This is a genomic window from Microbacterium paraoxydans (genome assembly GCF_020524545.1).
Classification (GTDB): domain Bacteria; phylum Actinomycetota; class Actinomycetes; order Actinomycetales; family Microbacteriaceae; genus Microbacterium; species Microbacterium paraoxydans_C.
The window spans coordinates 421,083-433,903 of the sequence record NZ_JAIVLG010000004.1 but is presented as its reverse complement, the minus strand read 5'-3'; the positions used below and the strand labels follow the sequence as shown (position 1 = coordinate 433,903).

Annotated in this window: 11 protein-coding genes; all 11 read right to left on the bottom strand. The window is 67.1% G+C overall.

Going from position 1 to position 12,821, the window contains the following annotated elements:
- Nucleotide 1: 1 nt before the first annotated feature.
- The 11 genes from metK to LC041_RS11165 all read right to left on the bottom strand — a co-directional run bounded on the left by metK (nt 2) and on the right by LC041_RS11165 (nt 12,773).
- Nucleotides 2-1,195: a methionine adenosyltransferase gene (gene metK, locus LC041_RS11215; RefSeq protein ID WP_226533168.1), complete on the bottom strand. Its 1,194-nt coding sequence runs from the start codon at nt 1,193-1,195 to the stop codon at nt 2-4.
- An 87-nt stretch (nt 1,196-1,282) separates the two neighbouring features.
- Nucleotides 1,283-1,537 (bottom strand): DNA-directed RNA polymerase subunit omega, encoded by a 255-nt coding sequence (rpoZ, locus tag LC041_RS11210; protein ID WP_017204385.1) that lies wholly within the window; start codon nt 1,535-1,537, stop codon nt 1,283-1,285.
- 65 nt (nt 1,538-1,602) lie between these two features.
- Nucleotides 1,603-2,514 carry a guanylate kinase gene (gene gmk, locus LC041_RS11205; protein ID WP_226533167.1) on the bottom strand — a complete coding sequence of 304 codons (912 nt, stop codon included), beginning with the start codon at nt 2,512-2,514 and terminating at the stop codon, nt 1,603-1,605.
- On the bottom strand, nt 2,507-3,352 hold the full coding sequence (pyrF, locus tag LC041_RS11200) for an orotidine-5'-phosphate decarboxylase (protein WP_226533166.1): 846 nt from the start codon (nt 3,350-3,352) through the stop codon (nt 2,507-2,509). The genes gmk and pyrF overlap by 8 nt, the downstream gene beginning before the upstream one ends.
- Nucleotides 3,349-6,636 carry a carbamoyl-phosphate synthase large subunit gene (gene carB, locus LC041_RS11195; RefSeq protein WP_226533165.1) on the bottom strand — a complete coding sequence of 1,096 codons (3,288 nt, stop codon included), beginning with the start codon at nt 6,634-6,636 and terminating at the stop codon, nt 3,349-3,351. The genes pyrF and carB overlap by 4 nt, the downstream gene beginning before the upstream one ends.
- On the bottom strand, nt 6,636-7,814 hold the full coding sequence (gene carA, locus LC041_RS11190; protein ID WP_226533164.1) for a glutamine-hydrolyzing carbamoyl-phosphate synthase small subunit: 1,179 nt from the start codon (nt 7,812-7,814) through the stop codon (nt 6,636-6,638). Before carA ends, carB begins: the two co-directional genes overlap by 1 nt.
- On the bottom strand, nt 7,811-8,323 hold the full coding sequence (locus LC041_RS11185; RefSeq protein ID WP_226533163.1) for a PH-like domain-containing protein: 513 nt from the start codon (nt 8,321-8,323) through the stop codon (nt 7,811-7,813). Before LC041_RS11185 ends, carA begins: the two co-directional genes overlap by 4 nt.
- Nucleotides 8,320-9,624: a dihydroorotase gene (locus tag LC041_RS11180; protein WP_226533162.1), complete on the bottom strand. Its 1,305-nt coding sequence runs from the start codon at nt 9,622-9,624 to the stop codon at nt 8,320-8,322. Before LC041_RS11180 ends, LC041_RS11185 begins: the two co-directional genes overlap by 4 nt.
- Nucleotides 9,621-10,586 carry an aspartate carbamoyltransferase catalytic subunit gene (locus LC041_RS11175; RefSeq protein WP_226533161.1) on the bottom strand — a complete coding sequence of 322 codons (966 nt, stop codon included), beginning with the start codon at nt 10,584-10,586 and terminating at the stop codon, nt 9,621-9,623. The genes LC041_RS11180 and LC041_RS11175 overlap by 4 nt, the downstream gene beginning before the upstream one ends.
- A complete protein-coding gene (gene pyrR, locus LC041_RS11170) occupies nt 10,583-11,113 on the bottom strand; it encodes a bifunctional pyr operon transcriptional regulator/uracil phosphoribosyltransferase PyrR (protein WP_226533160.1) in 531 nt (176 codons plus the stop codon). The genes LC041_RS11175 and pyrR overlap by 4 nt, the downstream gene beginning before the upstream one ends.
- A gap of 82 nt (nt 11,114-11,195) precedes the next feature.
- On the bottom strand, nt 11,196-12,773 hold the full coding sequence (locus LC041_RS11165) for a Rieske 2Fe-2S domain-containing protein (protein ID WP_226533159.1): 1,578 nt from the start codon (nt 12,771-12,773) through the stop codon (nt 11,196-11,198).
- Nucleotides 12,774-12,821: the final 48 nt, after the last annotated feature.

Sequence of the window (12,821 nt, the reverse complement as noted above, 5' to 3'; positions counted from 1 at the left end):
ATCAGAGACCGGCAGCGCGGCGAAGCTCTTCGGCGCGGTCGGTGCGCTCCCAGGTGAAGTCGGCGAGCTCTCGACCGAAGTGACCGTACGCCGCTGTCTGCGCGTAGATCGGGCGCAGAAGGTCGAGCTGCTCGATGATGGCCTGTGGACGCAGATCGAACACATCGGTGATGGCTCGGGTGATCACCTCGTCCGACACCTTTCCGGTACCGAAGGTCTCGACGTACAAGCCGACCGGACGCGCTACACCGATCGCATACGCCACCTGCACCTCGAGACGGTCCGCGAGTCCGGCAGCCACCGCGTTCTTGGCCACCCAGCGTGTGGCGTAGGCGCCGGAGCGGTCGACCTTCGACGGGTCTTTGCCGCTGAAGGCTCCGCCGCCGTGGCGCGCTGCCCCGCCGTAGGTGTCGATGATGATCTTGCGTCCGGTGAGGCCGGCGTCACCCTTCGGGCCTCCCGTGACGAAGGGACCCGCGGGGTTGATGTAGAGCGTGACGTCGTCGAGATCGAGGCCCGTCGTGGCGAGGACCGGCTCGATGACGTGCCTGCGGACCTGCTCCTGCAGGTCGCCCTGCGAGATCTCCGGGTGATGCTGGGTGGAGACGACCACCGCGTCGACCGTCTTCGGTGTGAAGCCGTCGTAGCCCAGTGTGACCTGGGTCTTGCCGTCGGGGCGCAGGAACGGCAGCTCTCCGCTGCGACGGACCTCGGCGAGGCGCTCCGCCAGACGGTGCGCGGTCCAGGCGGCCATCGGCATCAGCTGGGGCGTCTCGTTCGTCGCGAAGCCGAACATGATGCCCTGGTCGCCGGCTCCGAGTCCGTCGAGCGGATCGACGGACGACCCGTCGCGGTGCTCCTGTGCGCTGTCGACACCGTGTGCGATGTCGGTCGACTGCTCCCCCACCGAGACGCTCACGCCGCAGGACGCGCCGTCGAAGCCGGTGTCGCTCGAGGTGTAGCCAATGCCGTTCACGACCTGGCGGACGATCGTCGGGATGTCGACGTAGGCGTCGGTGCGGATCTCACCGGCGACGTGGACCAGGCCGGTCGTGACGAGCGTCTCGACGGCGACGCGGGAACCGCGGTCCTTGGCGATCAGGCCATCGAGGATGCTGTCCGAGATCTGGTCGCAGATCTTGTCCGGGTGCCCTTCGGTGACGGACTCGGACGTGAACAGACGCAGGGCGCTCATCGATTCTCCAGAACGGGACGGACAGAAGGGGGTGTGGCACCCATTCTGGACTGCGCCTCCGACAGACGGGAGGCGCAGCCTGGAATATCACTCCGCGTGACGCAGGCGGAGCTTGTCCTCGTTGATCTCGTGCAACGCGATGGTGAGCGGCTTGTCCTCGACGGAGGAATCGACGAGCGGGCCCACGTTGTCGAAGAGGTTTCCCTCGTGCAGGTCGGAGTAGTAGTCGTTGATCTGGCGCGCGCGCTTTGCCGCGTAGATCACGAGTTCGTACTTGGAGTCGACGCGGTCGAGCAGGTTGTCGATGGGGGGATCGATGATGCCGTTGTTGTGTCCGGCCATGGTGAGACCTCCTGATCAGGCGACGGGATCGTCGCGAAGACGGTGCGAAAGGCGCGCGAAGACGCTCAGCGCGCAGAGCTTGAAGACAATTCTACGACCTCGCGGGCCGCCGTGGCGACGTCCTCGTTCACGATCAGGTGATCGAACTCGTTCTGAGCCGCCAGTTCGACCTTCGCGGTACGCAATCGTCGCGCCCGCTCCTCGGCCTCTTCCGTGCCACGCCCGACCAGTCGATGCACCAGCTCGTCCCAGCTCGGCGGCAGCAGGAAGATGAGGGTCGCGGCGGGTTCAGCCTTCCGCACCTGACGTGCCCCCTGCAGGTCGATCTCGAGGAGGACCGTCTTGCCCTCCGCCAAGGCGGCATCGATCGGCGCGCGCGGCGTTCCGTATCGGGAGCGGTTGTGCACCACTGCGTACTCGAGGAGTTCGTCGTCGGCGATCAGCCGATCGAACTCCTCATCGTCCACGAAGTAGTAGTGGACGCCGTCGATCTCGCCGGGGCGTGGTGGCCGCGTCGTCGCCGAGACGGACAGATGGATCTCCGGGTTGTGCTCACGGATGTGCGCGGCCACGGTCCCCTTGCCCACGGCCGTCGGGCCGGCCAGCACCAGAAGGCGGCTGAGCTCTCCGCGCGGCGCCGGTATGGGGAAGCGCGCATCAAGCCACGTCTCCAGCGCACGGCGCTGGCGTGCGCCGAGGCCTCCGAGACGCTTGACCGGTGAGATGTGCAGCTCGTCCAGGATCCGGTCGCGCTTGCCCGCTCCGATCGCGGGAAGAGCCAGCAGGAAGTCTGTGATGCGCATCGAGCCCTCGACGGAATCGGCATCCGCCGTGGCACGACGTAGCACCGCCTGCGGCGTGACCACCCGCATCGTGAGGTCGCGCTTGACGGATGCCCTGGCACGGCGGCGTTCGACGGCACGGCGCGCGGCCGCCGCTCGATCGACTTCCGGAACGGTCCGCTGGGGGTCAGACACCGGCCACCTCGAGGTACTCGGCCGCGCGTGCGGCGACGGTCCGGGCCAGGTCCACCGGGCCTGCGGAGAGGATACTGCGACTCTCGCTCGCGACCACGGCGTCCGTCAGCGCACCGAAGCGAGGCCGAAGGTCGGAGGGAGCAGCCCCCTGTGCGCCGAAGCCCGGCGCCAGGATGGGGGCGACCGGCGCGAACGGCGCGATTCCCGCGCGACTCCAGTCCACCGTGGCCCCGATGACGAAGCCGAAGCACCCCCATTCCTCAGCCCCGAAACGCTCGGCGTTGCGAGCCGAGACCTCGGAGATGATCGATGCCGAGACAGTCGCCCCGCTCGAGGCTGTGGCGCGCTGAAGCCCCTGGGCCTCGGGGTTGCTGGTCGCCGCGAGGACGAAGAGCCCCTTGCCGTGCTCCGCGGCGAGAGCGAAGGCACCGTCGAGGGCACCGACGCCGAGGAAGGGACTCACGGTGAGCGCGTCGGCCTCCAACGGCGAACCCGGCGTGAGCCAGCCGCGGGCGTAGTCATCCATCGTCGAACCGATATCACCCCGCTTGGCGTCGGCGATCGCGACGAGGCCGGCGGCGCGCGCTGCGGCGAGGACGTCTTCGAGCGCGGCGATGCCCCGGGAACCGAAGCGCTCGAAGAACGACACCTGCGGCTTCACGAAGCCCACTCGTCCGGCGGCAGCCTCGACCGTTCGCAGGCCGAACTCGCGCACGCCCTGCGCGTCGTCGGACAGTCCCCAGGACGCGAGCAGCGAAGCATGGGGGTCGATGCCGACGCAGAGCGGTCCCCGCGCACCGAGCGCGGAGCGGACCCGCTCGCCGAAGCCTGCGCTCACAGCGCCGCCTTCCGGTCCAGCGCGTACTCCTGGAGGCTCTTGACCTGGAAGCCCTCGTGGGCGGCGTCCATTCCGCTCACCGCTGCCCCGAGCACCGCCATCGTGGTGAACAGCGCCTTGTCGGCGGCCACCGCTGCGGCGCGGATCTCGTAGCCGTCCGCACGAGCCGTACCACCGGAGGGCGTGTTCACGACGATGTCGATCTCGCCCTCGTTGATGAGGTCGACGATGTTCTTCGCCCCCGTCTCCTGGGTCGAGCTGTACTTCTCGACGACCGTGACGGCGATGCCGTTGCGCGAGAGGATCTCGGCGGTGCCCTCGGTCGCGACGATCGTGAAGCCGAGCTGCCGCAGACGGTGCGCGGGAAGGATGACGGCGCGCTTGTCCGAGTCGGCGACCGAGATGAACACCGTCCCCGACGTGGGCATGCCTCCATAGGCTGCTGCCTGGCTCTTCGCGAATGCCGTCGGGAAGTCGCGATCGATTCCCATGACCTCACCGGTGGAGCGCATCTCCGGTCCGAGCACGGAATCGACCGTCTTGCCGTCGGCGGTGCGGAACCGCTTGAAGGGAAGCACCGCTTCCTTCACGGACACCGGTGCGTCGAGCGGGACGCGCGATCCGTCCTGTTCCGGAAGCATGCCTTCCGCGCGCAGTTCGGCGATCGTCGAACCGGTCATCACACGGCTCGCGGCCTTCGCCATCGGGATGCCGAGCGCCTTCGAGACGAAGGGCACGGTGCGGCTGGCCCGCGGGTTCGCCTCGATCACGTAGAGCACTCCGGCGCTGATGGCGAACTGCACATTGAGCAGTCCACGCACGCCAACACCCTTCGCGATGGCGAGGGTGGCCTCACGCACACGGTCGACGTCGGTGCGGCCGAGCGATACGGGCGGCAGAGTGCAGCTGGAGTCGCCGGAGTGGATACCGGCCTCTTCGAGGTGCTCCATGACACCGCCGACGAACAGCTCGTTGCCGTCGTAGAGGGCGTCCACGTCGAGTTCGATCGCGTCGTCGAGGAACCGGTCGACCAGGAGCGGCTTGCCCTCCTCGATCACGACTTCACCCGCGGTGCGCACGAAGTAGTCCCGGAGCGACGCGGTGTCGTAGACGATCTCCATGCCGCGGCCGCCGAGCACGAAGCTCGGACGCACCAGCACCGGGTAGCCGATCTCCTCGGCGATGCGGACAGCTCCCTCGACGTCGATCGCGGTGCCGTTGCGCGGCGCGACCAGACCGGCGTCGTCGAGGAGACGCGAGAAGAGCTCGCGTTCCTCCGCCAAGTCGATCGCCTCGGGGCTGGTGCCGAGCACGGTGTACCCCGCGGCTTCGATGCCCTTCGCGAGACCGAGCGGCGTCTGGCCGCCGAGCTGGCACACCACACCGAGGATCGTGCCGCTCGCGGCCTCCGCGTCCAGCACCTCCAGCACATCCTCGAGCGTCAGCGGCTCGAAGTAGAGGCGATCCGAGGTGTCGTAGTCGGTCGAGACCGTCTCCGGGTTGCAGTTCACCATGACGGTCTCGAAGCCGGCATCCGAGAGCGCGAACGACGCATGGACGCATGAGTAGTCGAACTCGACGCCCTGGCCGATGCGGTTGGGGCCGGAGCCGATGATGACGACCTTGGTCCGGTCGGAGGGAGCGACCTCGGTCTCGAAGTCGTAGCTCGAGTAGTGGTAAGGGGTCAGAGCCGGGAACTCACCGGCGCAGGTGTCGACCGTCTTGTAGACCGGTCGGATTCCCAGACCGTGGCGCACCCCGCGCAGCTCCGCCTCCGAGGTTCCGCGGAGTTCGGCCAGCTGAGCGTCGGAGAAGCCGTGCTCCTTGGCATAGCGGAGGGTGGCGGCATCGAGCTCGGGAGCCGTGCGCACGATCTCGGCGACCTCGTTGATCAGCACGATCTGGTCGAGGAACCACGGGTCCATCGCCGTGGCCTCGAAGGCCTGCTCGACCGTGGCGCCCTTGCGCAGCGCCTGCTGCAGCGTGACGATGCGGCCGTCGGTCGGCGTCTTCGAGATCTCCAGCAGCTCCGCCACCGAACGCTCCTCCGCGCCCCAGTGGAAGCTGGAACCGCGCTTCTCCAGCGAGCGGAGCGCCTTCTGCAGGGCTGTCGCGTAGTTCCGACCGATCGCCATGGCTTCGCCCACCGACTTCATGGTCGTGGTCAACGTCGCGTCCGCGGCCGGGAACTTCTCGAACGCGAAGCGCGGCACCTTGACGACCACGTAGTCCAGTGTCGGCTCGAAGCTCGCCGGCGTGACACCGGTGATGTCGTTCGGGATCTCGTCGAGACGGTAGCCCAGCGCCAGCTTGGCCGCGAGCTTCGCGATCGGGAAGCCGGTGGCCTTCGAGGCCAGGGCGCTCGAGCGCGAGACACGCGGGTTCATCTCGATGACGATGATCCGACCGTTCTTCGGGTCGACCGCGAACTGGATGTTGCATCCGCCGGTGTCGACGCCGACGGCGCGGATGATGTCGATGCCGATGTCACGCATCTTCTGGTATTCACGGTCGGTCAGGGTCAGCGCCGGCGCGACCGTGATCGAATCTCCTGTGTGCACGCCGACCGGATCGACGTTCTCGATCGAGCAGACGACGACCGTGTTGTCGGCCGTGTCGCGCATGAGCTCGAGCTCGTACTCCTTCCATCCGAGGATCGACTCCTCGAGGAGCACCTCGGTGGTCGGAGAGTCGCGCAGGCCCGCTCCGGCGATGCGACGAAGGTCTTCCTCGTCGTACGCGAAGCCTGATCCCAGACCGCCCATCGTGAAGCTCGGACGGACCACCATCGGGTAGCCGAGCTCGTCTGCGGCGGCGAGTACCTCGTCCATCGTGTGCGCGATACGGGAGTCCGCCACGTCCGCACCGGCATCGATGACCAGCTGCTTGAAGATCTGGCGATCCTCACCCTTGTTGATCGCCTCGAAGTTGGCGCCGATGAGCTCGACGTCGTACTTCTCGAGGATGCCGTGGTTGTGGAGTTCGATCGCGGCGTTCAGCGCGGTCTGTCCACCGAGCGTCGGCAGGATCGCGTCGGGGCGCTCCTTGGCGATGATCGTCTCGATGACCTCCCAGGTGATCGGCTCGATGTAGGTCGCATCGGCGAAGTCGGGGTCGGTCATGATCGTGGCGGGGTTCGAATTGACGAGGATGACCCGGACGCCCTCCTCGCGCAGCACCCGACAGGCCTGGGTACCGGAGTAGTCGAACTCGCAGGCCTGGCCGATGACGATCGGGCCGGAACCGATGACGAGGACGGAGTTGATGTCGTCGCGCTTGGGCATTACTTGGAGTCCTTCTGGCTGGCGATGACCAGGTCGCGGAACCTGTCGAAGAGATAGTTGGCGTCGTGCGGGCCCGCTGCCGCCTCGGGGTGGTACTGCACCGAGAAGGCCGGGATGTCGAGGGCGCGGAGGCCCTCGACGACGTTGTCGTTGAGACCGACATGGCTGACCTCGACCTTGCCGTACCCGTTCGGGCTGTCGAAGATCCCCTCGATCGGGGCATCGACGGCGAAGCCGTGGTTGTGGGCGGTGATCTCCACCTTGCCCGTCTGCTTGTCCAGCACAGGCTGGTTGATACCGCGGTGGCCGAACGGCAGCTTGTAGGTGCCGAGGCCGAGCGCACGGCCGAGGAGCTGGTTGCCGAAGCAGATGCCGAAGAACGGCAGCCCGTCGTCGAGCACTGACCGCAGCAGCTCGACGTGGTCACCGGAGGCCGCGGGATCGCCGGGACCATTGGAATAGAAGACGGCGACGGGATCGACAGCGCGGATCTCATCGATGGTCACGTTCTGCGGAAGCACGTGCACTTCGAAGCCACGTGCAGCGAGGTTGTCGATCGTCGCCTGCTTCACGCCGAGGTCGAGAACGGCGAGGTTGCCGAGCCGCTCCCCCATCGCGGTCGTGACGGTCGCGACGTCGACGGAGACCTCCGCGGACAGATTGCGTCCCGCCATCTCGGGTGCTTCTCGGACGATGCGCACCTGCTCCTCGGGGTCGAGCGATGCATCGGCACCGGAGAAGATGCCCCCGCGCATGGAGCCGGCCGAGCGGATGTGGCGCGTGATCGAACGGGTGTCGACTCCGCTGATGCCCACGACGCCGTCCTGGACGAGCACATCGTCGAGCGACGCGTTGGCACGCCAGTTCGAGACGACGCGCGAGGGGTCGCGCACGATGTACCCGGAGACCCAGATACGGCGCGACTCGGCGTCTTCGTCGTTCATACCGGTGTTGCCGATGTGCGGTGCCGTCTGCAGGACGATCTGGCCCGCGTACGAGGGGTCCGTGATGGTCTCCTGGTACCCAGACATGCCGGTGGCGAAGACGACTTCGCCGAGGGTGCGTCCGCGAGCACCGTAAGCACGCCCGGCGTGACGTGTGCCGTCTTCCAGGACGAGGACGGCGGGGTCGGGGAGCTGGGCCGCGGGGGCCTGCCCGGAGGGTGTCGAGAGAGTCATGACGTTGCTCCTGTGTCGGGGGCCGCGGGGACGAGCCGCTGCAGGTCGGAGATGAGGTTCTGAGGTTCGCCGGTGGCGAGGCGGAGATAGCTGTCGACGACGGTGCCGTCGGCGATGTTCCAGGCGATGCGGACGAGGCCGCCCGGCTCCACGACGCGATCGATCGTGACCGTGGCGCGATCGACGGAGACGAGCCGGTCGTTCGCGAGGAAGACCGTCGGGGTGCCGTCGAGGCAGAGGGCGATGCCGCGATCCGTGAGGGCGAGTTCGCCGCGTGCCCGATACGCGAGCGGTGACACCGCGAGTCTTTCGAGCGGCTGTTCGTGTCGTGTCGTCGATACGTACAGCACCTCGTCGCGGCGGACGACCTCCGCATGCTCGGGGACTCCGAGCGGCGCCGTGAACACGGAATCGCGCCGCACTCGTCGTCGCCAGGCGAAGAGCATCGCCAGCAGCACCAGGAGCGCTATCGCGATCATGATCGCGACGGCGAGGTCCCGAGCGCTCATGCGCTGAGCTCCTCGACGAGGCTTCCGCCGTCGACGGTGAGCGTGCCGCCGTGGATCGTGTACTCCACGCGTCCCGGGAGCGTCCGGCCGAGGTAGGGCGAGTTCACGCTCCGGCCGTGGAGATCCGCCTCCGAGAAGACGCCGTCGACAGAGGCGTCGTACAGCGTGAGGTGGGCGGGCTGTCCGACTTCGATCGGCGTACCGTGATCGGCGAGCCGACCGATGCGCGCGGGCGTGGAGCTCATGACGCGTGCGACGTCCGACCACTCGAGCAACCCGGTCTGCACCATCGACTGGTGCACCACGCGGAGCGCGCTCTCCAGGCCCACCATGCCGTTCGCCGCCGCCTGCCACTCGCAGGCCTTGTGCTCGCTCGGGTGCGGTGCGTGGTCGGTGGCCACGATGTCGATCGTCCCATCGGCGAGGCCCTCGCGGACGGCGAGCACATCCTCTTCGCGGCGCAACGGCGGATTGACCTTGTACCGCGCATCGTAGCCGCGGACGAGTTCGTCCGTCAGCAGCAGATGGTGAGGGGTGACTTCAGCCGTGACGTCGATGCCGCGCTTCTTGGCCCAGCGGATGATGTCCACCGAACCCGCTGTGGAGAGGTGGCAGACGTGCAGGCGGGAACCCACGTGTTCGGCGAGCAGCACGTCGCGGGCGATGATCGACTCCTCGGCGACCGCGGGCCAACCGCTTAATCCGAGCTCGGCCGACACGGTGCCCTCGTTCATCTGTGCCCCCTCGGTGAGGCGAGGATCCTGAGCGTGCTGGGCGATGACGCCGCCGAAGGACTTCACGTACTCCAGTGCGCGGCGCATGATGAGAGGGTCGAACACGCAGAAGCCGTCGTCGCTGAAGACGCGGACCTTCGCGCGGGAGGACGCCATCGCGCCCAGCTCCGCGAGACGCTCGCCCTTCTGGCCGACCGTGACGGCGCCGATGGGTTGCACGGTCGCGTACCCGGCCGCCTCCCCCAGCCCGAGCTCCTGCTCGACCACTCCAGCGGTATCCGCCACGGGAGAGGTGTTGGGCATCGCGAACACCGCGGTGAAGCCGCCGGCCGCTGCGGCTCTCGTCCCGGTGAGGATGGTCTCGGACGCTTCATAGCCGGGTTCCCGCAGATGCGTGTGCAGGTCGACCAGACCGGGGAGGGCCACGAGCCCCGCAGCGTCGATGACGCGAGCTCCGGAGCGATGCAACGCCTGGCCGATGTCGGCGATGCGGCCGTCTTGGATCATGATGTCGGCGCGCTCGGCACCGAGCAGCTGTGCACCGGTGATGACGAGGGTCTCGCTCACAGGTCTCCCCCTCGTTCGTCGTCTCGTTCTCCTGCCAACAGCAGGTACAGCACCGCCATGCGGACGGATACCCCGTTCGTCACCTGTTCCAGCACCGTCGAGCGGGGGGAATCGGCTGCTTCCGAGGAGATCTCCAGTCCCCGGTTCATGGGTCCGGGGTGCATGACAATGCTACCTGCCGGAAGCGATGCCACACGCCGCGCGTCCAGGCCCCAGCGGCGGGAATACTCCCGCTCAGTAGGGAAATACGCCGCATTCATCCGCTCGAGCTGGATGCGCAGCATCATCACGGCGTCCGGTTCGTCCGCCAGCGCCTGATCGAGGTCGTAGACGACCCGGACCGGCCAGAGCGACACGTTCTGCGGCACCAGAGTGGGCGGCGCCACCAGCGTGACCTCGGCCCCCAAGGTGGTGAGCAGCCAGACATTGGAACGGGCGACCCGCGAGTGCAGCACGTCACCGATGACCACGACCCGCAGCCCGCTGAGGTCTCGACCCCGGCTGGCGTCACCGAAGCGGCGCTTGCGGATGGTGAACGCGTCGAGCAGAGCCTGCGTCGGGTGCTCGTGAGTGCCGTCGCCGGCGTTCACCACGCCGGCGGAGATCCAGCCGCTGGTGGCGAGCGTCTGCGGGGCCCCGGAGCCCGGGTGCCGGACCACGACGGCGTCGGCGCCGATCGCCTCGAGCGTCTGCGCCGTGTCTTTCAGGCTCTCGCCCTTGGAGACGCTGGAGCCCTTCGCGGCGAAGTTGATGACATCGGCAGAGAGACGCTTGGCGGCTGCCTCGAACGAGATGCGCGTGCGGGTCGAGTCCTCGAAGAAGAGGTTCACAACGGTCTTGCCGCGAAGCGTCGGGAGTTTCTTGACCTCACGGGACTGCGTGTCCGACATGTCTTCGGCGACGTCCAGGATGCGCAGGGCGGTCGCCCGATCGAGGGTGCGGGTGTCGAGGAGGTGCCTCATTCGCCGATCGTCACCTCCTCGGCCCCGTCGTTCTCGAAGAGGCGCACATTGACGCGCTCCGTTCGCGCGGAGGGGATGTTCTTGCCGACGAAGTCCGGCCGGATCGGAAGTTCGCGGTGCCCGCGGTCGACCAGGATCGCCAGCCGGACGACAGCGGGGCGGCCGATCGACTGGATCGCGTCCAGCGCAGCCCGGATGCTCCGTCCGGAGAAGAGCACATCATCGACGAGCACGACCGTCTTGCCGTCGATGCCGCCGACCGGGATCTCCGTAGGCTGCGGCGATCGCGTCGGATGCTTGGCGAGGTCATCCCGGAAAAGGGTGACGTCGAGCGCGCCGACGGGAACGGACTGTTGTGCGATCTCGCTGATCAGCAGCCCGAGGCGGTGGGCGAGAGTGACGCCGCGGGTCGGGACTCCCAGGAGGACGAGATTCTCGGCTCCCCGATTGGATTCGAGGATCTCGTGCGCGATACGGGTCAGCGCGCGTGAGATGTCGGCTTCGTGCAGCACGGTGCGCATGCTCATCGGCCGCTCCCTTCTCCGCCTCACAGGACGGTGTTAAAGGTTGCTAGTCACGCCAGTCTATCGGAGCGCGGGCTCTCCGCGATCAGCTCGCCTCCTGCAGCACCGGGTCGGTGACGTCGTCGACTTTGGCCGAGCGAATCGGGTGCCCGGCCGTGGAGAGGCATCGACCGCTCTTCAGATCCCACTTCCAGTCGTGCATGCTGCACGTCAGGATGCCGTCTTCATCGACCGTGCCCGTGCGAGTGAGGTCGGCGCGCAGGTGCGGGCAACGCCGCTGCACGATCCAGTCGCCGATCTCCGCGTCCTCGGTCTGATCCGTCTGCTCCTGGTACCAGTTCTCGACGTATTCGATCCGGTCGACCGAGAGGCATTTGAGGAAGGTCGTGAGGAACTCGTTGAACTTGCCGCTGCGCCCCACGGAGAACTGCATCGAGAGGAAGATCGAATTCGACCAGTCGATCTCGTGGTCGACGATGTTCGTGGAGACGAGATCTGCGGGGATCGTGTACCAGTACACGCACTCCTCCCCCGCATACTCGCGGACCTTCGCGCGAGGGAAGTCGACGACCATGTCGAGTTCGCCGATGCGGAAGCGCACGCAGCCGCCGACGCCCAGCCGGATCGTGCGGGACTTCTTCAGCAACGGCTCCCACCAGGTCTTGATCGCCTCGAGCATCTCGGCCGGAGGGATGATCTCGGCACGAGACGCCTCTTCGTCGCGGATCTCCTGCTGACGGCTCGCGCGCTGCTCCTCGAGGTACTCCCACTTCTCGTCGAAGATGTGAGCGATCTCGGCCTCGGTGTAGAGCGTCTGCTCGGAGGAGACACTGCCTCCCTCGACCGTGACGACGGTCCCGGGGATGAAGAGCTGACCGTCGTACTGCGGTGCGAGCTCCTTCATGTGCGCGAGGAACTGCTTCTGGTCCGTGAAGATCGATTCGCCGTTCTTGCCGAGACCGTTGAAGTCGAACAGGTCGTCGCGCAGGAACATCGGCGGACCGGCCATCGGGAAGACGTGCGGAGCATCGACCTTCTCGATGTAGTACATGGCGCGCTTGTTCTGTGCTTCGCGCTTGAGGCGGGCGAAGTTCTGCTTCGCGTCGAGCGGGAGATCGTAGACCATGGGCCACCAGATCGCACCGGAGACTTGGGTGAAGTACGCGTCTGGCTTGCCGAAGTCGAGCAGCTTCTCGAGATCGAGCGGATGCGAATCGTTCTGGTTGAGCACCGAACCCGTTCCGTCGTCGACGCTCAACGAAGAGTCGCCGATCGGTCCATCGCTGGGGGCGCGGAGCGGCGTGATCATCATCTTGAGGTCGCCGCGCTGGATCACCTGGCCGGCCGGGGCGTAGGTGATGTTCGTGTAGCCGAGGGCGCGGATGTCCTTCTCGAGATCATCGGTCGGATACTCCGGGAGCAGCACCTCGATGTCCTTGCGGATGAAGCGCTCGAGGAGCCTCGGATCGAAGTGGTCGCGGTGCCGGTGCGAGATCCAGAGAAAGTCGGCTTCGCGGCCGAATCGCTCCCAATCCAGCCCTCGGTTGTCCGGGAAGGGGAACCAGGATCCGTAGAAGGAGGGCCCGAGCACCGGGTCGCAGATGATGTTCCCGCCCACGGTCTCGATGAACATCCCGGCGTGGCCGAGTCCGGTGATCCGCATTGCATTCCTCCCGAAAGTGAACGGTTCGATTGTACCGAGGGCTCCCTG

Bases quoted from the DNA above. Each gene is read 5' to 3' on its own strand.
- LC041_RS11175 (WP_226533161.1), bottom strand. From the start codon at position 10,586: ATGAGGCACCTCCTCGACACCCGCACCCTCGATCGGGCGACCGCCCTG.
- LC041_RS11165 (WP_226533159.1), bottom strand. From the start codon at position 12,773: ATGCGGATCACCGGACTCGGCCACGCCGGGATGTTCATCGAGACCGTG.
- carB (WP_226533165.1), bottom strand. From the start codon at position 6,636: ATGCCCAAGCGCGACGACATCAACTCCGTCCTCGTCATCGGTTCCGGC.
- rpoZ (WP_017204385.1), bottom strand. From the start codon at position 1,537: ATGGCCGGACACAACAACGGCATCATCGATCCCCCCATCGACAACCTG.
- LC041_RS11185 (WP_226533163.1), bottom strand. From the start codon at position 8,323: ATGAGCGCTCGGGACCTCGCCGTCGCGATCATGATCGCGATAGCGCTC.
- pyrR (WP_226533160.1), bottom strand. From the start codon at position 11,113: ATGAGCATGCGCACCGTGCTGCACGAAGCCGACATCTCACGCGCGCTG.
- metK (WP_226533168.1), bottom strand. From the start codon at position 1,195: ATGAGCGCCCTGCGTCTGTTCACGTCCGAGTCCGTCACCGAAGGGCAC.
- carA (WP_226533164.1), bottom strand. From the start codon at position 7,814: ATGACTCTCTCGACACCCTCCGGGCAGGCCCCCGCGGCCCAGCTCCCC.